Source organism: Pseudomonas syringae (assembly GCF_023278085.1).
GTDB lineage: Bacteria > Pseudomonadota > Gammaproteobacteria > Pseudomonadales > Pseudomonadaceae > Aquipseudomonas > Aquipseudomonas syringae_Q.
Genome location: NZ_CP066265.1, coordinates 3,248,930 through 3,270,328, shown reverse-complemented (window position 1 = coordinate 3,270,328; position 21,399 = coordinate 3,248,930). Strand labels below are relative to the sequence as shown.

At 59.2% G+C, this 21,399-nt stretch carries 16 protein-coding genes; 6 read left to right on the top strand and 10 right to left on the bottom strand.

What is annotated here, in order from left to right; translation table 11 throughout:
* Positions 1-2: 2 nt before the first annotated feature.
* The 6 genes from I9H07_RS14495 to I9H07_RS14470 form a co-directional block, all read right to left on the bottom strand.
* Complete coding sequence (locus tag I9H07_RS14495; RefSeq protein ID WP_236533847.1) at positions 3-1,316, bottom strand: cellulase family glycosylhydrolase; 1,314 nt, start codon at positions 1,314-1,316, stop codon at positions 3-5.
* Position 1,317: 1 nt separating this feature from the next.
* Entirely contained in the window at positions 1,318-2,496 is a 1,179-nt protein-coding gene (locus tag I9H07_RS14490) for a glycosyltransferase (RefSeq protein WP_024675116.1), read from the bottom strand.
* Complete coding sequence (locus I9H07_RS14485; protein ID WP_236423497.1) at positions 2,496-4,487, bottom strand: GumC family protein; 1,992 nt, start codon at positions 4,485-4,487, stop codon at positions 2,496-2,498. The genes I9H07_RS14490 and I9H07_RS14485 overlap by 1 nt, the downstream gene beginning before the upstream one ends.
* A 17-nt stretch (positions 4,488-4,504) precedes the next feature.
* Entirely contained in the window at positions 4,505-5,281 is a 777-nt protein-coding gene (locus I9H07_RS14480; protein WP_024675114.1) for a polysaccharide biosynthesis/export family protein, read from the bottom strand.
* 72 nt (positions 5,282-5,353) lie between these two features.
* Positions 5,354-6,811, bottom strand: a complete 1,458-nt coding sequence (locus tag I9H07_RS14475; RefSeq protein ID WP_236423495.1) for a mannose-1-phosphate guanylyltransferase/mannose-6-phosphate isomerase — start codon at positions 6,809-6,811, stop codon at positions 5,354-5,356.
* On the bottom strand, positions 6,811-8,247 hold the full coding sequence (locus tag I9H07_RS14470; protein WP_236423493.1) for an undecaprenyl-phosphate glucose phosphotransferase: 1,437 nt from the start codon (positions 8,245-8,247) through the stop codon (positions 6,811-6,813). The genes I9H07_RS14475 and I9H07_RS14470 overlap by 1 nt, the downstream gene beginning before the upstream one ends.
* 527 nt (positions 8,248-8,774) lie before the next feature.
* Here I9H07_RS14470 and yegS point away from each other — a divergent pair.
* Entirely contained in the window at positions 8,775-9,695 is a 921-nt protein-coding gene (yegS, locus tag I9H07_RS14465) for a lipid kinase YegS (RefSeq protein ID WP_024644054.1), read from the top strand.
* Here yegS and I9H07_RS14460 read toward each other — a convergent pair.
* Complete coding sequence (locus tag I9H07_RS14460; RefSeq protein WP_236423491.1) at positions 9,679-10,341, bottom strand: response regulator; 663 nt, start codon at positions 10,339-10,341, stop codon at positions 9,679-9,681. The genes yegS and I9H07_RS14460 overlap by 17 nt on opposite strands.
* Before the next feature lie 211 nt (positions 10,342-10,552).
* Positions 10,553-10,984: a hypothetical protein gene (locus I9H07_RS14455; protein ID WP_024675110.1), complete on the bottom strand. Its 432-nt coding sequence runs from the start codon at positions 10,982-10,984 to the stop codon at positions 10,553-10,555.
* A gap of 568 nt (positions 10,985-11,552) precedes the next feature.
* Here I9H07_RS14455 and I9H07_RS14450 point away from each other — a divergent pair.
* Positions 11,553-12,479, top strand: coding sequence for a chemotaxis protein CheV (locus I9H07_RS14450; protein ID WP_024675109.1), 927 nt, complete (start codon positions 11,553-11,555; stop codon positions 12,477-12,479).
* Positions 12,480-12,581: 102 nt separating this feature from the next.
* Complete coding sequence (locus tag I9H07_RS14445) at positions 12,582-13,391, top strand: MOSC domain-containing protein (RefSeq protein ID WP_236423489.1); 810 nt, start codon at positions 12,582-12,584, stop codon at positions 13,389-13,391.
* Positions 13,392-13,451: 60 nt separating this feature from the next.
* On the opposite strand, the gene I9H07_RS14440 is transcribed toward I9H07_RS14445, so the two are convergent.
* Entirely contained in the window at positions 13,452-15,380 is a 1,929-nt protein-coding gene (locus I9H07_RS14440) for a transglycosylase SLT domain-containing protein (RefSeq protein WP_236423487.1), read from the bottom strand.
* 204 nt (positions 15,381-15,584) lie between these two features.
* Here I9H07_RS14440 and I9H07_RS14435 point away from each other — a divergent pair, with 204 nt between their 5' ends.
* On the top strand, positions 15,585-17,495 hold the full coding sequence (locus tag I9H07_RS14435) for an ATP-binding cassette domain-containing protein (protein ID WP_236423485.1): 1,911 nt from the start codon (positions 15,585-15,587) through the stop codon (positions 17,493-17,495).
* A 68-nt stretch (positions 17,496-17,563) separates the two neighbouring features.
* Here the strand turns inward: I9H07_RS14435 and I9H07_RS14430 are convergent, their stop codons facing one another.
* Complete coding sequence (locus I9H07_RS14430; RefSeq protein WP_024675106.1) at positions 17,564-18,010, bottom strand: universal stress protein; 447 nt, start codon at positions 18,008-18,010, stop codon at positions 17,564-17,566.
* 143 nt (positions 18,011-18,153) lie between these two features.
* Here I9H07_RS14430 and I9H07_RS14425 point away from each other — a divergent pair, with 143 nt between their 5' ends.
* Positions 18,154-18,591 carry a hypothetical protein gene (locus I9H07_RS14425; protein ID WP_236423484.1) on the top strand — a complete coding sequence of 146 codons (438 nt, stop codon included), beginning with the start codon at positions 18,154-18,156 and terminating at the stop codon, positions 18,589-18,591.
* 639 nt (positions 18,592-19,230) lie between these two features.
* Positions 19,231-21,396 carry a fatty acid oxidation complex subunit alpha FadB gene (gene fadB / locus I9H07_RS14420; RefSeq protein WP_236423483.1) on the top strand — a complete coding sequence of 722 codons (2,166 nt, stop codon included), beginning with the start codon at positions 19,231-19,233 and terminating at the stop codon, positions 21,394-21,396.
* Positions 21,397-21,399 lie beyond the last annotated feature (3 nt).

Here is a 21,399-nt window from a genome sequence, read left to right as displayed (position 1 = left end):
GATCAGGGTTTCCATTCCAGAATCTGTAGCGTCGGCTTGAGCAGCAACGTAATGCCTTCGCTGCCTGACAGCGGAACACGCCCGCCGGTGAGTGGGTCATGCAATACGGCGGCCTTGATGTCCGGAAAGGTCAGCGAGGTGCCGGCGGCGCTCCAGAACATCAGCAGGCGCGTGCCGTCGGCACGGCTCCATGGCACGGCATACAGATCGTCCGGCACCCGGCTCACGGCAGGCGCATCGGCAGGCAGCAAACGCGGGCCGGTGATGGACAAAAAGTTTTGTAACGCGGTGTAGACCGGCTTCGGATTGGCTTGCAGATCAAGCAAACCATAGCCCTGGTCGCGGGCCGAGGCGCGTTCATCGAGATCGCTGAGGTTGAAAAGAAAGATGCGCTGGAAATCCATGGCGCTCATCATTGCCAGGCGGCGCAGTGTGAAATCCGCCTGGCCGTCGGTGCCGATCAGCCGCTGCATTTCCACCGGACCCGAATAGCTCGACCAGCCCCATTCGGTGGCCCACACCTGACTGACGCCGTTGCCGTGCAGCAGGTTGTTCATGGCGTTGGCGCGCACCAGAAAATCCCGGTCGGGCACCGAGTCGCCTTCCGGGTACTCGGAGTAGGGGTGGTAGGCGGCCACGATATTCTGTTTGCCAAGGCCGTTTTCGATCAGCGTCTGCAGCATATAACCGGAGGTGCTATGCATCTGGCTGTAATACGCCATGCCTGCGGTCACAATGGTCTTGTCCGGCAGCACAGAGCGAATCGCATTGGCGGTGGTGGTCAGCAACCGAGCGTAGGCTGCCGGGTCTTCCTTGGGCAGCCAGATGATGTTCGGTTCGTTCCACACCTGCCAGTTGCCGACCTGCGGATAGCGTTGGGCGAGGGCGGTCATGCGGGCGGCAAAGAGGTTGAAGTCCATCGGCGGGTACTGATCGCGGCTGGCCGCGTCGGCCGGTGCACTGCTGGCGAAGGGCGCCGAGCCCACCAGGTACGCCAGTGTGTTGTAGTGGCGGGTCTTGATGGCCGCCCTCGCGGCATCCAGTTCGGTCAGCGCGTCTTGATCCTTCTTCGGCTCGATGATCGGCCAGTGGATGGTCAGCCTCACCCAGTTCAGGCCCAGTTCGTCGAGACGGTTCATCTGTTGCTGATAGATGTCCGGAGCAAAGTACTGAAACTGCACGTTCACGCCCAGAAAATCCTTCCAGACCACCTCGCGAGGCGCTTTCAGGACGGTCGCTGCCTGAACGGCGCAGCTCAGCATCGCGGTCATCAGCGCTGCGGTGAGGGTCTGTCGGAATCTGGACGCACGTTGCATGTCATTTCACCTCGCAGGCCTGTCGGAAGACATCCCGAAAACGTTCAGCGGTGAGGCCCCAGACCCGGGACTTGCCCATGTCCAGGGCCTTTACCGCCCATTGCACCACCAGATCCGGCGTCGCGCAGACATGCGTCAGAGCGTTTGCCAGGCCTTCGACGTCGCCTTGCGGATAGATCATGCCGTTGCCGTGTGAGACTTCTTCGGCAAACGAACGGGCGTCCGACGTAATCACGCCGCGCCCGCAGGCCACCGCCCAGGACAAGGCGCCACTGGTACCGCGCAACTGACCGAGAATCTTCAGTTTGCTTGATTCACGATAGGGCAAAACCATCACATGATGCGCCTGAATCACCTGCGGGATCTGTTCGGCCGGCAAGTCCAGTTGCCAGTCGACGAGGTCGGTCAGGCCCAGCCGGCGAATGTGCAGCCGCAACTGCTCCAGGTAGCTGCCGGACGGGCCGAAGGCCATTTCCGGCTCGCTGCCGCCTGCAAGTGTAAGGCGCACGCTTGAACGCAGCGCCGGCTGGGCGGTGAACACGCTGGCCAGCGCATCCAGCAGGTCTTCGATGCCCTTGCCGCGATAGATAAATCCAAAGTACAGCAGGCGCAGTGGTTGCAAGGGCGGCAGGGGCACGGGTTCAATGGCCACATTTCCGTGGTTGATCACCACCATTTGCTCTGGCTTGAGACCCATGCGCTGCCTGAGGCTGCGGCTTCCGGCCTGGGTCAGGGTGATCAGCCGGGTCATGTGCCGGGCCAGCTGCCGTTCTTCGTGCAGGCACAATGGATCGGCCAGCACCGTGGCGATTTCCGGCAACGGCGAACGCATGCCACTGGCCAAGGACAACGGCCAGGGCAGCTTTTCCCGACGCCAGACCAGGCGCTCGGGGTCATGAACGGTGGCGGTCAGTGGCAGCTTTGGAAAACGCCGACGCAGCGCGCGCAGCGCCTGAAACTCTGCGAGCCGCCCGCCGCCCAGTTCGGCATGCACCAGATCAATGCTGCTCCAGTCGGTTTCCCTCACGCGCTGCTCAGCGGCCCGAGGGTCGTTGCCGATCCCTTGCAGCGGCGTGCTGATCTGCAGACCGAGGCCTTCCAGCGCCTGACGAAGGTGCCCGGCATAGTCGGCGATACCGTTTTGTTCAGGTGGCAGCGGGGCCAGCAGGGCAATGCGCATCAGCCTCGGCTCCCGATCCGTTTGAGGAACTTCAGAACCCGCTCCGGCACTTCGAAACGGCGGCGGTTGATGATGATGCCGTCGACTTTCTTGAAGGCGGTATTAAGGTTGTTCAAGGTGTCTTCGAGCATCGGTATCGTGGTTTCCTGAGCCCGCACCACCAGCACGATCAGGTTGGCCTTGCGCAGCAGCACGAAGGCGTCCTGATTGGCGGCCAGGGCCGAGGCATTGATCAGCACGATTTCGCCTGGGCTGGCGGGGCCGCGGCCTTCGGTGCGCACCCGGTGACCCTGTTCCGTCAATAGGGTGCTCAGCCGTTCGATCACGAATGACACACCCGCGCCGGATTTGACCGAGGTGAAGCCGATGGTCAGCCCGCGCTCATCGACCTGATCCAGCGGCAGAATGCCGTACACCCGGTGCAGGTTGGAGGTGAACGCGGCACTGCGTTCCTGCGCTCTTTCCAGATCCGGCAAGCTGGTCCAGACCGGCACGCCGAAGCTGCTTTCGATCTTGTCGCCATCATGAATGCGCTGGTCGAGGAGGTAGAAGAAGTACAGCGCCAGAGCGCCTACCACCATGCTCAGCGGAACGGCCAGAAGCAGCATCAGCATGCTTTTCGGGAAGACCCGGCTGGGATTGAAGGTCGCTTCTTCAATCGACGCGATGTTACTGATCTGGCTATTGTCCAGCTCGCGGTCGATACGTGATTTTTCCAGGCTGTCCTTGTACAGCGCATAGCTTTTTTCTGACGCATCCAGCTCGTTCTGCAGGCGCGAAAGTTCGGGCTCCAGGTTCAATGCCTGCTGACGGTCGCTTTCCAGTTGCGCAATCTGTGCGTTCTGCTGGGCGAGCTGGGTCTGCAGGCGGGCGTAGCTGGTCTGCTGGTCGGCATACACGTTCTGCATGCGGTTGTAGATCGGGTTGGGCGTGATGCTTTCCGAACGCTGGACGGTCGCGTCCTGTTCGTTGAGCAGCTTTTTCAGGTTGGCGATTTCTTCATTGACCGCACGGATCGGCGGCGCCTGTTCCTTGAACGAGCGCAACATTTCCTGACGTTCCACTTCCTTGCCATTGATGCGGTTCTGCAAGTCCTGGCGATTGGGGTTGAGCGCCAGTTCGCGTCCGGCCGAAACTGTCTTGGGCTGCTCGGCCAGCTGTTTTTTCAACAGGTCCAGACCTGCCTTGGTCGAAGCGATGGAGCGGATCGTGTTGTTGCGCTCGGTGCGCAGGTCGTTGAGCCCCTGCGAAGTATCCGCCAGGCGCTGGGAAATGCTCACGGCGCTCAGTTGGTTGAGGTAGTTCTGGATCTGCTTCTTGTACTCGATGATGTTCTCGGCGGTGGTTTTCACTTCCGACTCGTAGAACGCATACAAACTGACCCGGCCCAGGGTTTTGGTCCGTTGCAGCTGGTATTCCTCGATCCAGGTCCGGAGCACGGTCTGTGCGGTGCTCGGATCGTTCCAGGTGAAGGTCAGCTCCATCACCGATGAACCCGGTTCATGGCGCACCTTGAAGTTTTTCTCGAGGTCTTCGGCCAATCGCTCGGCCTGCGCGCGTTTTTCCGCCAGACCGATGAATTGCAGAACGCTGCGAATGCCTTCCACGATGCCGCCAACGACCGCCTTGAGGCCGTTTTTTACCGAGGCCAATACGCCGGTTTCGGGTTGTGCCATGGACAATTCAGCGAGGTATTTCTCGGACACGGCGCGCATGATCGGTCGCCCGGTCAGCATGCGCTCTTCGTCCAGCAAGGGGTCGCGCAGGCCGCTGGGCAATACGATGGCCTGGCGGTCGGAAAGCTCGATCGGCACGGTGTTGCTGTCACGGCCGGGTTTGACCAGCAACAGCGCGGTCGATTCATAGCGATTCGGGAGCAGAAACGCGCCCAGCAGAATGATGACGAAGGTCGCCAGCACAGTAATCTTGACTTCGCGCTTGAAGATGAAGAACAGGCGCAGCAGGTCGCGGAATGAGCGGATGTTGATCATGTCTGTTTCCCTGACAATTAATTGTTGTTGCGCAGCTCGTAGTTCAAGCCCAGGCCGATCGACTTCGCAAAGGGGATCAACTGGTTGAAATACAGGGAAACGCCGTCAACCTTGTTGCCGACCGATGATTTGGGAACAAACACGATGTCGCCGCGCTTCAACAGCACCGGCGCCGTGGGGCCTCCTGCACCTGCCCAGAGGAACTTGCTGTAGTCGAACAGGTAGGTCTTGTAGAGGCCGTTTTCTTCCTGACGCAATAACGCGACCTGACCGGCATCCGCATCCAGCGCCACACCGCCAGCCCCGACGATGGCCTGCTCCAGGTTGGTAGCAATGCTGGTGGACAGGGTGACCGAGTTGCGCACGGCACCGCCCACGAACACGGTATTGCCCGGCGACTGCGAGATATTGATGGTCAGCGCCGTCTCGCGGTAGACGTTCTGCAGCTTGCTTTCCAGCAGGTCATTCAATTGTGGCAACGTAAGACCGGCAGCCTTGACCGTGCCGATGTAGGGGTAGGAAAACGTGCCGTCGTTGAGCACCTGAAACAGCGTCAGCTCATAGATGGAGTTGGCCGTGAACGCTGAAATAGAAGGCGCCTCGCCACTGTTACGCACGATCCTCAGCGTATCGCCGGCCCGAATGCGCTCCGGTGGCAAAGGCTTGCCGGCCAGCGCCCGGCCCGCCGCCTGGCTGGCCTCGATCTGTGCACGATCATCGGGCAGGCCGATTCTCGAAGGGGTATTGCACGCGCTCAACAGCAATAAGCTGGCGATCAGCATCATGCTCTTCATTGTTCCTGAACTCCTGTCATGCACAAATACGGCTCCCTTACGGGTAATAAATTCATGGTGGCGGGGTGCTAATCAGCTCTTTACAGCCTGCTCGGGTACACGTCCGTAAATGTCGGTGAAGCGCACGATGTCGTCTTCGCCCAGGTACTCGCCGCTCTGGACTTCGATCATGACCAGATCGATCACGCCCGGATTGACCAGCCGGTGGGTAAAGCCCGGTTTGATGAACGTCGATTCGTTGGTGTCGAGCATGAATTCGCGCTCGCCATTGGTGACCGTGGCCATGCCGCTGACGACGATCCAGTGTTCGCTGCGGTGATGGTGCATCTGCAGTGACAGGGACGCCTGCGGGCGAACCACAATCCTCTTGATCTTGAACCGCTTGCCTTCTTCCAGCACGGTGTAAGTGCCCCAGGGCCGGGTGACGGTACGGTGCAGACGATAGGCATCGTGGCCCTGACGCTTGAGTTCCTGAGCAATGATCTTCACGTCCTGACTGCGTCGGCCGTCTGCGATCAACAGGGCGTCCGGGGTGTCGACGATGATCAGATTATCGACACCTATGGCGCCGACCAGCCGCTTCGGCGAGTCGATGTAGCAATTAGTGACATCGTGCAGCACGGTTTCGCCATTGCACTGGTTGCCGTGCGCGTCGGCGGCGGTCAGTTCACGTACCGCCTTCCACGAACCGATGTCGCTCCAGCCGAGGTCGCACGGTACGACGGCGACTTTTTCGGAGCGCTCCATCAGCGCGTAATCGATGGAAATGTCCGGCACTAGGCCAAATGCATCGCTGTCCAGCTCGATTTGCAGCTCGCGGTTACCTTCCTTGCGCTGGCTGGATTCCAGGCAGGCCAGCACTGCGCTCAGCACGTCAGGGGCGTGGGTTTGAAATTCGCGCAACACGGCATCGGCGCGCATGCAGAACATCCCGGCGTTCCACAGGTGCTGGCCGCCATCCAGCCAGGCCTGAGCGGTGGCGGCGTCGGGTTTCTCCACAAAACGCGCTACCTGGCAGCCATCCGCGTTGAGCGCCTGGCCTTTCTCGATGTAACCAAAGCCGGTTTCCGGCGCGCTCGGCAGGATGCCAAAGGTGACCAGCCAACCCTCGGCAGCCAGTTGCTGCGCGGCGCTCACCGCCCTGGAAAACGCATCAAGATTGGTGATCAGGTGATCGGCAGGCAGCACCAGCAATTGCGCATCATCCCCATATTGCTGGCTGACATGCAGGGCCGCGGCGGCCACGGCGGCGGCCGTATTGCGTCCGAAGGGTTCGAGGATGAAATCCAGACGCGCCTTGCCTTTGTTGAGCTGGCGATAGTCATCCACGGTACGGAAGTACACTTCCCGGTTGGTGACGGTCAGCAGGCGATCGACGCCAGGCAGGCCGACTGCGCGCAGGAAGGTTTTCTGTAACAGGCTTTCACCGTCCGGAAGGCGCATGAACGGTTTTGGCATGGCTTCGCGCGAGACTGGCCACAGACGGGTGCCGGAGCCACCGGCGATGATGCAGGGAATGAGAGTGCTCATCAGTAAGCCTCGCGGGTGAAGATCACTGCCGGAACAGTGCGCATAAGGATGTACAGGTCGAACCAGACGGACCAGTTTTCGATGTACTCGAGATCGAACTCGACGCGTTTTTCGATTTTTTCAACGGTGTCTGTTTCACCCCGATAGCCATTGATCTGCGCCAGCCCGGTGATGCCGGGTTTGACGCGATGGCGCGACGTGTACTCCTTCACCGCCTGTTCGAACAGAATGCCTGCCGCCTTGGTGGCGGTCGCATGCGGACGCGGACCGACCATCGACATACTGCCGGCGACCACGTTGAACAACTGGGGCAATTCATCCAAGCTGGTCTTGCGAATGAAGCGGCCAACCCGGGTGATTCTGGAATCGCCGCGAGTGGTCTGTTGTTCGGCGGTCGCATCGGCCTGGTGCTGATGCATGGAGCGGAACTTGAACACTTCGATCAAGCGGTTGTTGTAGCCATAGCGTTTCTGGCGAAACAACACCGGGCCCGGCGAGTCGAGCTTGATCGCCAGCGCCACCAGCAGCATGACCGGCGACAACGCCAGCACTGCCAGCGAAGACAGGACGATGTCCTCGGCCCGCTTGATGAATGGCGACCAGCCATTGAGCGGCACGTCCGAGGCATTGAACATCGGCAGCCTGGCGACTTCTGTGATGCGGTTGTGGGTGTGCCGAAAGGCAATCATGTCCGGCACCAGCAGTACGTTCACCGGCAGCCTGCGCAACTCGCGAATGATGTAGTCCATGCGGTTTTCCGCCGTCCAGGGCAGGGCGACCAGTACCTGGGTGACTTTCTCTTCGCGAATCAGCCGCTCCAGATCGCTGGTGTTGCCCAACATGGGCAGATTGGCCACGGTCTTGGGCAGGCGCCCGATGCGGTCATCGATGAAACCGGTCACGCCCGAGCGAATGTCCTGATGCTCGAGCAGGTATTCGGCCAGACGCTGGCCGTTTTCCGTGGCCCCCAGAATGACTGCGTGCTGCAAGAACACACCCTTGCGCATCTGGTGCTTGAATAACATCAGCAGCAGCAGGCGAGTGATGCCGAACAGGGCGAGGCTGCCCAGGTACCAGATGAGCAGTTCTTCGTTGGAAAGGTAGCCGAACATGCCCAGCGCCTGTTGCATGAACAGCAGCAGGCCGAATGCAGCAGACCAAGCCAGGGCCATCGTTCCCATGCGCAAGTCGTTACTGAACAGGGCTTCGGAATAGACCCCCATGGCCTGGAACATCAGTACGCCGACAAAACCGAAGAACAGCATGATCGCCAGATAGCTCTCTGGCGCTTCCGGTCTGCTGTCCTTGGTCAGCAGCATGATCATCAGCCCGGGGAGCATGCAGGCGATGCCGTGGGTCAGACGAATACCGAAGAGAAAGTACTCGACCAGACTGGTGCGGGTGAGCGAAAGACTGTCAACCGGCTGTAACCTCATAAAACTTCTTCACTCCCTGTAGGCGTCCGGTCTCAGCTGACTTCCGAGTTTCTGACTGCCTGTATGCAGCGTCGGAAAAGCATCGTTGTGCTGATTTTCGTTTCAAGCGTAGTCATTGACGTGTCAAGGTGATGGCTAATTGGGACTGTCTTTTGTGAATAACACTTTATATATGTCGTCCGTTTCCGAATTTTATTTAAGACTTTTCAATCGTTTGTGAATGAAAAACCCCTCAAATGAGTGATTTCGTTGTCAGTAAAGCTCATGCAGCGAAAAGTGTTCGGCGAAACGTGTTTCATTCCTGACACACGCCATGATTCAGGCACACTTCTCTGTCGTCAGGCATAGCAATAGCGGGGCCTCAAGCCCGCCTGACTGGCTGAAAAAATTTTCCTCGAACGATGGGCTTTTTTCCGCTGGATGGGGTCACACTCATGCGCCGCGCAAAATGCGGTCGGGCGCTGACAGGCATTGAAAAGAGCATTGCTCACCGGGTTTCATCTGCACGGTTCATCAGAGGAGGTGTCATGACACAACGCAGGGCAATGCTCATTCTTCACGGCAAGCAGTCAGTCAACGAAGACGTGCGTGATGCTGTCGCCGACAAGCGCCAGCAAGGCTGGGAGCTGGACGTCAGGGTCACCTGGGAGGGCGGTGATGCAGCGCGTCTGGTCAATGAAGCGCTGGCCGCCGGGCATCGCCATATCGTAGCGGGCGGCGGCGACGGCACTTTGCGTGATATCGCCGAGGCACTGGCGCTGGCCAACGAACCTGAAGCCAGCCTGACCATTCTGCCGCTGGGCACCGCCAACGATTTTGCCCGTGCTGCCGGTGTGTCGCTCGAGGTATCGCAAGCCTTGCGACTCATGGACGTGGAGCCAAGCGCTGTTGATCTGGGTGAGGTGGGTGGCAAGCTGTTCCTGAATATGGCGACTGGCGGCTTCGGCAGTCAGGTCACCGCCAACACGTCGGAAGACCTGAAAAAGGTGCTGGGTGGCGCGGCCTATCTGTTCACCGGCCTGACGCGTTTCAGTGAGCTGCATGCCGCGCATGGCGAACTCACCGGTCCCGATTTTCACTGGCGCGGCGACCTGCTGGCGTTGGGTATCGGCAACGGCCGGCAAGCGGGTGGCGGTCATGAACTTTGCCCGAATGCGCTGGCCGATGATGGCCTGCTCGACATCAGCATCCTGCCAGCGCCTCAAGAGGTGGTCGGTACGTTCAGGCGGCTGCTGGAAGGGGGGCTGGGCATCGACAACATGTTCATTCGGGCGCGTTTGCCATGGGTAGAACTCAAGTCTGCCCAAGGACTGGACATCAACCTGGACGGCGAGCCATTGTCCGGTGAAGACCTGCGTTTTGTTGCCCGTCCGGGCGCGTTACGCATCCATTTGCCTTTGGATTCACCGTTATTGAGCCGCACGCCGCTGCTCAATCATCCAGACTGATGATCCGTTCGCGCACGCAAAACAGCACCAGGCCGGCGACCTCGTAGATCTGCAAGCGCTTCATGATCTGCGAGCGATGAGTTTCGACGGTCTTGATGCTGAGCCCCAGGCCGCTGGCTATCTCTCGGGTGGATTTGCCGCGCACGATCAGGCGCAGGATTTCGAGCTGGCGCGCCGTGAGGTTGTACCGCTGTTTCGATGCCAGGCGTTTTTCGTGTTGAGTGGCACCGTGGGTGTGCTCGATCACGATGTGCGCAATCGCCGGGCTCAGGTAGCACTCATTGCTGCGCACGGTATCCAGTGCCTGTTTCAGGTCGGTGATCGTGGCGTCCTTGAGCAGGTAGCCATGAGCACCTGCTTCCAGCGCACGCTGGATCATGTCCGGGTCGCTGCACATCGAAAGAATCAGAACCTTGCAGTGTGGATGCGCTTGCCGCAGTTGCTTCAGTACACAGAGGCCGTCGACGTTTTTCATGCAGATGTCGAGCAGGATGATGTCAGGCTGGAGTCTCTGCGCAAGACTCGTCAACTGAGCGCCGTCGGCAGTTTCGCCAACGATGGCATAGCCCGGAATGTTCGACACCAGCGCTCGCACACCGGCTCTGATCAGGGCATGGTCATCGATCAGTAACAGATTGCAGGTCATCGAGGCTCTTCGTGTAAATGGGCCGACTCATGCTGGCGAGCGGCCTCTCTCCAATACTGACGGCAGCGTTCGGGGTAATACTACCCCAGTGATGCCGTTAATCAGTGTTCACCTGTCGGACACCGAATGACGTTCCTGCGACAGCTCACTGAGCTGCACGCAGCCGTGATGATCGATACGGGGGCGGCGGTCCGCTGGCTGGGGGTTACGGTTACTGGCGGGTAGCATCAGCAGGAGAGGCAGGCGATCTGGACGCGCTGGCGAGTTTTTCCAGCAGTTCCAGCTGTTCTTCGTTGTCCATTTTCAACTCTCCCGTGTTCGGGTCGAGCAACTCGACCTGCCATGAAATAAGCGTCAGGCAGTTTTTGACCGTCAACAATGCTTCCTGAGAGAGCTCGTGGGGCTGGCTGCCCATCTCAAGACGCTGACACAGTTGCCTGGAGAAATCGGCGATGCAGGGCACCGAAGCGGCCTGTGCCTCTTGGGCGAGCTTTCGCAGGCTGGTCACCAGGCAGCCAATGGCGTCCTCGTCGTTGGAGATCAGCTCCAGATGCGCCAGGCATTCTTCGGACTTGTACAGGAGTGCCTGAGACGTACTCAGGAACTGGTCATGTTTGTGCTGCCAATCGTTGCTGCTCAACATCCTTTGTCTCCACAGATCATGGATAGCAAACTTCCGCCCAAGGCGGATGGCTGACAGTTAATGTCGATTCCAAACGAAAGTCTGTAGGGCGTTTCTGAATGTTGCAGATAACGAGAATATGGGTGTTTCATACAGGCAGCCCTGAGTAACTCGATTGCTTCGCCGTTGTCGGCATCAGGCCTTCCAAAGGCTGCGTAACACTCAGCAGGTCCGAGGCACCGCGCTACGACGCCGCTCGATTGCATGGACAGGAAAGCTGGCACGGGGCTGGCTCCCTGCAGGCAATGGGAATACGGTCACGATAGTGGCAATTATATGTCGATCATATCAGGTGATCCCTGATTGACTTTTCAGGGATGATCGATGGATGCCCGTTCAAGGCGCGTGATGTGTCACAGATGCAGATGGTTTTGCGAGCGTGTCCGCTCGACGGCGGTGCGACACAAGTAGACCATGATGTTAAAGTGATATCAATGTCTGGGCAAGGTCTTCATTGCTATTAAGGTCCGGCCTTTTCAGCCGATACAGCGTCTACAGACTCATCATGACCATTGCTTCTGGAGCTAAAATGGCAGGCATTCTCGACACAGTAGATCAACGCACACAGCTGGTGGGCGAGAATCGCCTGGAAATCCTCATGTTTCGCCTTGCCGGTCGGCAATTGTTCGCGATCAACGTGTTCAAGGTCCAGGAAGTACTTCAACTGCCCAAGCTGACCCTTATGCCGCAACGTCATTCGTTCGTGTGCGGCGTGGTCAACCTGCGCGGCCAGACGCTCCCGGTGATTGACCTGTCCCAGGCCATCGGTATGCGTCCGCTGGTGCCGGGGCCTGGCAGCACCATCATCGTTACCGAATACAACCGCTCTGTTCAGGCATTCCTGGTCGGCGGCGTGGATCGCATCGTCAATATGAACTGGGATGCGATCATGCCGCCACCGGCCAGTGCCGGCCGCCAGCATTACCTGACCGCGATCAGCAAGGTCGATGATCAACTGGTCGAGATCATCGACGTTGAAAAAGTCCTCGCCGAAATCGTGCCTTACAACGCCAAGGTCTCCCGCGAAAAACTCGAAGATCCGGTGCTGGAACATGCCCGCGGCCGTGAAGTGCTGCTGGTTGACGACTCCAAGGTGGCGCTGGCTCAGTTGCGCGACACCCTGTCGCAACTGGGTTTGAAGCTGCACGTGGCCAGCGATGGCCTCAAAGCGCTGAACATGCTCAAGGGCTGGGCAGACGCTGGCGAAAACGTGCAGGAAAAACTGCTGATGGTCTTCACCGATGCGGAAATGCCGGAAATGGACGGTTATCGTCTGACGACCGAGATTCGTAACGATCCGCGCCTGCGTGCACTGTATATCGTGCTGCACACCTCGCTGTCCGGCAGCTTCAACGAGTCGATGGTCAAGAAGGTCGGCTGCGACAATTTCCTGTCCAAATTCCAGCCCGACAAGTTGGTCGAGGTCGTGCGCGAACGTCTGCTGATGATCATCTGAAAACAGCCCGACCCGTCCATCCATGATGCCTGCCGGAACCGCTTCGTATAAGCTTTGATACCTGCATCAAAGCTTATCGCGCCATTCAAGGAACCGGCCCTCATGTTACGTCTCAGCTCGCTCTATCGCTTCCCGCTCAAGTCCTGCAAGGCCGAGACGTTGCAACGTGCATCGTTTGACTCGATGGGGCTGGCGGGTGACCGGCGCTGGATGCTGGTCGACGCAAGCACTGGCCGGTTCTTCACGCAGCGCGCCATCGCGCATATGTCGCAGTTGTCAGTGCTGTGGAATGCCGGTGGCGGCGTGACCCTTTCTGCGCCCGGTTTCGACTCTCTGGATGTGGCGGTTCCGCTGGATGTCGAGGCCAGCCTGCGTGGCGTGACGGTCTGGCGTGATTCCCTGCAAGTGCCGGATGCGGGTGAGGTGGCGGCCGAGTGGGTCAGTCGCTTCATCGGCAAGCCCACGCGTATGGTGTACATGCCTGTTGAACGCGCGCGCTGGATGCCTGGCGGCCACGGTCACGATGAAGGTCGGGTAAATTTCGCCGATGGTTTTCCGCTGTTGCTGATCGGTCAGGGTTCGCTCGATGACCTGTCCGCGCGCATGGGCAGGCCGATGGAGATGCTGCGCTTCAGGCCCAATCTGGTAATCGAAGGTGCCGAGGCCTTCGCTGAAGATGGCTGGAAGCGCATTCGTATCGGCGATATCGAGTTTCATCTGCTCAAGGCATGCGCACGCTGCATTCTGACCACCATCGATCCTGCCACCGGCGAACGCAGTGCGGACCGCGAGCCTTTCGCCACGCTCAAGACGTACCGCGAAGTGGAGGGCAATGTGATGTTCGGCCAGAACATGGTCAACGACGGGCCAGGAGAGCTTGAAGTGGGAATGCCGGTCGAGGTGCTGGAGTAGCATCGTCGATTCTGGGAAAGCGCTCGACTGGGCGCTTCCCCCGACAGATCTGCCGGGCGATCAGAGGTCGTCGAAGAAACGCTCGTGCCAGTCCACCAGGGGCTGGGGGGAATTGAGCTTCTGGCCGTAGATCACCGAATAAGACAGCACGTTCTGCACATACTGCCGGGTTTCGTCGAACGGGATGCTTTCTACCCAGACATCGAATGCCAGGTGGTTGGCGCCCTTCAGCCACTGCCGCACGCGGCCGGGGCCTGCGTTGTAGGCAGCCGAGGCGAGTACGCGGTTGCCGTTGAACTGGGCGTGTACCGAGCTCAGGTAGGCAGCGCCCAGCTGGATATTGGTGTCCGGGTCCAGTACCTGCTGGGGTGAGGCGAGCGGGATACTGTATTTGCGCGCCGTTTCCTTGGCGGTCGCCGGCATCAATTGCATCAGGCCAGCAGCGCCGACACCCGAGCGGGCGTCGTCCATGAACGCGCTTTCCTGCCGGGTAATTGCAAACACCCAGCTTGAATGCAGGCCCCGTACCCTGGCTTCGCGTACCAGTGTGTCGCGATGCGCCATCGGGAAGCGGATATCCAGATCGTCCCAGTACTGCGCCTGGCTGATGGTGCGGATCGCCGGGAAATACCACTGCATGTCATAGGCCAGTTTGGCCTGGGCAACCATTTCGTCACGATTGAACAAGCGGCTGACGTGATACCACTCGCGTCGGCCGTTGACGATTTCGCCCCGATCATGAAACTCCAGTGCGCGACGCACGCCAGGCGTGTTGCGCACCTTGTTGATCAGCGCCTGGCTGAGCAACAGCGGCTTGTTATTGAGCTGGTACGGGCTCTGGGTGCGGTCGGCGGCCAGGAAGCCATAGAAATCACGCTCCTTGGCGACATCCTTGTACAGCGAGGCAATCAGCGGGCTGTTCGGTTGCGCCAGTTCCAGCGAGCGGGCTTCCCAATAGCGCCAGCGATTGGTCGCTGCCAGATCCTTGGGCAGTCGACGCGCCAGTTCGTAAGCGTCCTCCCAGCGACCCAGGCGCAGCAGCAGGCGCATACGCCACTCGGTGACCGTGTCGTCGCGCAGTTCGGGATCGTATCGGGTCATGACCTCAAGTGCGCGGTCGTCATAGCGACGGGCCAGGGTCAGGCCGATTTGCTTGGCGATCTCGACCTGCTCTTCGCGAGAGAAATGCATGGTCGCGGCATAGCCGTCCAGCATCGACAGGGCTTTCTGCGGGTCCTGTTTGGCGAGGCGGCGCAGACCGAGCCCGACCACGTCGGACATGGCTTCATCTACCGGGGCAAACTGCGAAGGGTTGTTGACCAGTTCCGGCTTCTGCGCGACAGCTAGCAGCAGGCGTCCCTGCGGAGCCAGCGAGTTGAGGCTGTTGACCAGCGTGTTGGCCAGACTGTAATTGGCCGCCTGGGCCGCCAGCTTGGCGCGCTGCCAGCGCTTCTGTTCGGTCAATTGACCCGCTGCCGCCCACTGGGCGAAAAACCCGTCACAGGCAGCCGGTAATGTCTTGCCGGTCATCCAGAGCTTTTCGGCACTGGCATAGCCTTCGGCGCGTTTGTTGTTGTTCAACTGATACTGCCCGTAAAGGCAGTCCAGTTCGACGAACTTCATCTTCGGGTCGTAATACTTGACGAAGGGCTGCCAGTCGCCACGTTCCGCCAGCCAGCGCAACCAGCGCAGCTTCATCCAGTTGGCCTGCGGCAGGTCGCCATGTTCGGCCAGAAACTTTTCGATTTCGGCATTGCTCGCCGTTTTCAGGCGCGCGGTCAGTTCGTCGTACTCAAGGTACGGTTCCAGCGGGTAGTCGGCCAGCGCCGTGCTGTACATCTGATAGGGGCCTGAATCGCCCTTGGCCAGTGCGCGCTTTGCTTCGTCGTAATATTTGCGTTGTTGGTTGAGGTCTACCGCATGAGCAGTCTGGACGGCGGTGGCGGAGAGGAGCAGGCACGATAAAAAGCTGAAAAAACGACTGCGCATGAGACTTCCGAGCAGATGAGTCGGTGAAAAGTACAGCTAGCTTAGCCTTTTGCCAGCTCTTGGTGAAAGCATTGCCGACAAGCTTGACTCATGTAGAAATAATTGGCGGTTATAAAGGTGTCTTGATGTCGATACGGGTGCCACGAAACCCGACATCCGCATGCTATCTCAGGTAGAATGCGCGCCCGGTTTTTGGAGAAGCTCATGACCCTGCTCAAATTCAGCGATGTGTCCCTTGCTTTCGGCGCCATGCCGTTATTGGACAAGGTGTCCTGGCAGATCGCCCGTGGTGAGCGGGTGTGCATCATCGGCCGTAACGGCACAGGCAAATCCAGCATGTTGAAGCTGGTAAAAGGCGTTCAGAAGCCCGACGAAGGCGCTGTCTGGCGCGCGCCAGGTCTCAAGATCGGCGAATTGCCCCAGGAACTGCCGGTAGCCGACGAACGGACAGTGTTCGATGTGGTGGCCGAAGGTCTGGACGGCGTCGGTGCCTTGCTCGCTGAATATCATCATCTGGCGCAGAACTGCGTCACCGAGGAAGACCTGAACAAGCTGATGCATGTTCAGCAGGACCTCGAAGCCCGCGATGGCTGGCGTTTGCAGCAACTGGTCGACAGCACCCTGAGCCGTTTGCAGTTGCCTGCCGACAAGACCCTCGCCGAACTGTCCGGCGGCTGGCGTCGTCGCGTTCTATTGGCTCAGGCGCTGGTTTCCGAACCGGACCTGCTGCTGCTCGACGAACCGACCAACCACCTGGACATCGGCGCCATCGCCTGGCTTGAAGAAGCCCTCAAGGATTTCCAGGGCGCCGTGCTGTTCATCACGCACGACCGGGCGTTCCTGCAAAACCTTGCCACCCGCATTCTGGAGCTGGACCGCGGTGGCCTGATCGACTGGAACGGCGATTACGCCAGCTTCCTGGTTCACAAGGAAGCCGCACTGGCCGCCGAAGAGACTGCCAACGCACTCTTCGACAAGCGTCTGGCGCAGGAAGAGGTGTGGATTCGTCAGGGCATCAAGGCCCGCCGCACCCGTAACGAAGGCCGTGTGCGCGCACTGAAAGAACTGCGGGTAGAGCGCAGCGAGCGCCGTGAACGCACCGGCAAGGCCAACATCCAGCTGGACACTGCCGAGAAATCCGGCAAGCAGGTCATGATCCTTGAGAACGTCAGCTTCGCTCATCCGGGCGGGCCGACGCTGATCAAGGACTTCTCCATGGTCCTGCAGCGTGAAGACCGTATCGGTCTGCTCGGTGCCAACGGTACTGGCAAGACCACGTTGCTCAAGCTGATGCTCGACAATCTGCAGCCGACTGCCGGCAAGGTTGAAGTGGGCACGCGTCTCGACGTTGCTTACTTCGACCAGTTGCGTCACCAGCTCGATCTGGAAAAAACCGTGATCGACAACGTTGCCGAAGGTCGTGATTTCATCGACATCGATGGCCAGAGCCGTCATGTGCTGAGCTACCTGGGTGACTTCCTGTTCAGCCCGCAGCGTGCCCGCACGCCGGTCAAGGCGCTGTCCGGTGGCGAGCGTGCCCGTCTGTTGCTGGCCAAGCTGTTCAGCAAACCGGCCAACCTGCTGGTACTCGACGAACCGACCAACGACCTGGACGTGGAAACGCTGGAGCTGCTCGAAGAGGTGCTGCTGACCTTCAAGGGCACTGTGTTGATGGTCAGTCACGACCGGGCATTCCTCGACAACGTCGTCACCAGTACCCTGGTGTTCGAAGGTGAAGGCAAGGTTCGCGAGTATGTGGGCGGCTATCAGGACTGGCTGCGTCAGGGCGGTTCGCCGCGTCTGCTGGGCGTTGCCGACACCAAGTCAGGCAAGGCCGAGCTGGCCAGTGCAGTGGTCCAAGCGGCTCCGGTCGCCGCGCAGGACATGCCGGTGGCAAAAAAGAAACTCAGCTACAAGCATCAGCGCGAGCTGGAAGCCTTGCCGGCACAGATCGATGAAGTGGAAGGGAAGATGGCTGCCCTGAATGCGGAAATGGCCGAGCCGGATTTCTATCAGCGTTCGGCCGAGCAGACGGCTGCGGTACTGGCGCAGCTGGAAAACCTCCAGGCTGAACTGGATACGCTGCTGGGGCGTTGGGCCGAGCTGGACGAGTAATCGTCCACGGCGTTGACGAGATGCAAAAAAGCCCGGGTAACCGGGCTTTTTGCTATTGCCGCATCAGGTCATTCAGGCTTCTTGAGACGGACCGCCAGCACATCGCACGGGGCGCCATGCACAACGTCGTTGGTGGTTGAACCAAGCAGCAATGCCAGGCCATGACGACCATGGCTGCCGACGACTATCACGTCGCAGCCCTGATTCTTGGCCAGTTGATGGATTTCCTGACGTGGCTGTCCGTAGACCAGATGGCTTTCGCCTTCGTCGACTTCCAGGTCCTTGTATTTGGCCTGCACTTGCTTGAGTTTTTCCTTGGCCTGATCGAACTGCTGCTGTTGCAGTTGCGAAAGGTCCATCGGTACGTCGCCACCGAAGGCCATGGCCATGGGCTCGACGATATGCACGATCGACAACTTCGCGCCGCTGGTTTTTGCCAGCATGCTGGCGCGGCGGATGACCGGGTCACACTCATCGGTGAGGTCAATGGCAACCAGAACGTGTTTATACGGCATGAAGGTGTCCTCCGGGAGAATTGCGATGCTGGGAGTATGGCGCTTTCGTGCGCATCTGGGCAGACCCCAGAGCGGCTTCTTGTGCAAGCCACTGTTTTCAAAAATGTTATGAAAGGTCTGACGAGAGACCGGGGGCAAGAAATATGACGGTCTGGATAATCCTGTCAATCATTTGTGTCATGTTGAGTCCACTGGTCTGGTTGCGTCCCTCGCGCCATCAGAACGGCAGGATGGCGCTGCGCATGGAGGCGCGCCTTATGGGCATGGGCATGCAATTGACGCCGCAAGAGTGGCCGCACTGGCTCGCCAAGGAGCCGCCCAGCCCTTGCGCGCAGTACCATCGCCCGCGCCTGGGTTCGCATGCCGACGCCTGGGCGTATTGGCAGACCGAGCCAGGCGTGTGGCTCAATCGCTGGCGCGAAGTCTGCGAAGACGAGAAGCTGCTGAGCCATTTTCGCACGCTGCCTTCCGATGTCTTCAAGGTCGAAGCCGACTCGCAGATGATCGCAGTGTACTGGGCGGAGAGGGGCGAGCCGCTGGTCCTGCAGCACATCAATGCAGTGCTCAAGGCACTGGCCTGAGCCTGAATCGCAGGCAATAAAAAGCCCGATAACAACATCGGGCCGGGGTTGGCCAGGCAGGCCGATAATTCGTCGCGTGCCGACAGGCTGTAATTGCCATGTCGGCCATCGCTGTTGCGCACCCGCAAATCAGCTGCATTGCGAGCCTCTTGTGGCGCAGTATTGCGACTCTAGACCCTTTGCTTCTTTTTGTCGCGGTTCCTGCCAATATTTTTTGCTGATGCTCTATGGTGGTGCGTTTTAAGCTTGATTGACGGGCTCATCCCGGCTCATCAGCGCTAACGCATGACGCTGCGCATTGTGCGGGACAATCCACTATCACTTCGGCGAATGATGGCGGATCGGAGGCGGTCGGGGGCATCATTATGAAGCGCTCACACCTTGCGGCAGACACGCAATTTCCTGAGTGTTTTGTCGAATTGACAATCGTCCGGTTTTGCCCGATGGTGTGCGTACCCAAATCAAACGGGCGTATGAAATGAGCGTTTGGTCGCCAGACGGCTCTTACAGAATCCTGGCTACCACGTCGCAGCGGGTATACGTGTGATTTGGCGTGTTCATCGACGGCGACGTCGTAGCCTCGTCGAACGTTAACGTTCGGCGAGTATTGTTCAGCTTCCATATCGTGGAGATCAGTTGATGATTTACGAAGGTAAAGCCATCACGGTTAAGGCTCTTGAAAGTGGCATCGTCGAATTGAATTTCGACCTCAAGGGTGAGTCCGTCAACAAGTTCAACCGCCTCACCCTCAATGAACTGCGCCAGGCGGTGGATGCCATCAAGGCAGACACGTCGGTCAAGGGCGTGATTGTCAGCAGTGGCAAGGATTCATTCATTGTCGGCGCCGACATCACCGAGTTCGTCGACAACTTCAAGTTGCCGGAAGCCGAACTGGTGGCGGGCAATCTTGAAGCCAACAGAATCTTCAGTGATTTCGAAGACCTTGGCGTACCTACTGTGGTCGCCATCAATGGCATCGCGCTGGGTGGCGGGCTGGAAATGTGCCTGGCCGCCGATTACCGCGTCATATCCAGCAGCGCGCGTATCGGCCTGCCTGAAGTCAAACTGGGTCTGTACCCGGGCTTCGGCGGCACCGTGCGTCTGCCACGCATCATCGGCGCTGATAACGCGATCGAATGGATCGCATCCGGCAAGGAAAACGCAGCAGAAGACGCTTTGAAAGTCGGTGCTGTCGATGCTGTGGTTGCACCTGAAAAACTCCAGGCAGCGGCACTTGACCTGATCCAGCGCGCCATTTCCGGCGAGTTCGATTACAAGGCCAAGCGCCAGCCAAAACTGGACAAGCTCAAGCTGAATGCCATCGAGCAGATGATGGCATTCGAGACCGCCAAGGGTTTTGTCGCAGGTCAGGCCGGGCCCAACTATCCAGCCCCTGTCGAAGCCATCAAGACCATCCAGAAAGCCGCCAACTTCGGCCGTGACAAGGCGCTGGAAATCGAAGCCGCCGGTTTCGTGAAAATGGCCAAAACCTCCGCCGCACACAGCCTGATCGGCCTGTTCCTGAACGATCAGGAGCTGAAGAAGAAAGCCAAGGGCTACGACCAGGTCGCCCGCGACGTGAAACAGGCAGCCGTACTGGGTGCCGGGATCATGGGCGGTGGCATTGCCTATCAGTCGGCGGTCAAAGGCACGCCGATCCTGATGAAGGACATCCGCGAAGAAGCCATCCAGCTGGGCCTGAACGAAGCCTCCAAGCTGTTGGGTGGTCGTCTGGAAAAAGGCCGTCTGACCGCTGCGAAGATGGCCGAAGCGCTAAACGCGATTCGTCCTACGCTGTCCTACGGCGATTTCGGCACTGTCGATCTGGTGGTTGAAGCGGTAGTAGAAAATCCGAAGGTCAAGCAGGCCGTGCTGGCTGAAGTCGAAGCCAACGTGGGTGAAAACACCATCCTCGCTTCCAACACCTCGACCATCTCGATCAGCCTGCTGGCCAAGGCCCTCAAGCGTCCGGAAAACTTCGTCGGCATGCACTTCTTCAATCCGGTGCACATGATGCCGCTGGTTGAAGTCATTCGTGGCGAGAAATCCAGCGAAGAAGCAGTCGCGACGACCGTTGCCTACGCCAAGAAAATGGGCAAGAACCCGATCGTGGTCAACGACTGCCCGGGCTTTTTGGTCAATCGCGTACTGTTCCCGTACTTCGGCGGTTTCGCCAGGCTGGTCAGCGCAGGTGTGGACTTCGTGCGCATCGACAAGGTCATGGAAAAATTCGGCTGGCCGATGGGGCCTGCCTACCTGATGGACGTTGTCGGTATCGACACCGGCCACCATGGCCGTGACGTGATGGCGGAAGGTTTCCCGGACCGCATGAAGGACGACCGCCGCTCGGCCATCGACGCCTTGTACGAAGGCAATCGTCTGGGCCAGAAGAACGGCAAGGGTTTCTACGCCTACGAGACGGACAAGAAGGGCAAGCCGAAAAAGGTCAACGACCCGGCGGTGCTGGAAGTGCTCAAGCCGATTGTCTACGAACAGCGCGAAGTGACTGACGAAGACATCGTCAACTGGATGATGATCCCGCTCTGCCTGGAAACGGTCCGCTGCCTGGAAGACGGCATCGTCGAGACGGCTGCCGAAGCCGACATGGGCCTGATCTACGGCATTGGCTTCCCTCCGTTCCGTGGCGGTGCGCTGCGCTATATCGATTCCATCGGTGTGGCTGAATTCGTAGCCCTGGCTGACCAATACGCCGAGCTGGGTGCCCTGTATCAACCGACCGCGAAGCTGCGCGAAATGGCCGCTAACGGCCAGAGCTTCTTCGGTCAAGCGTCTTCCGAGGTATGAACG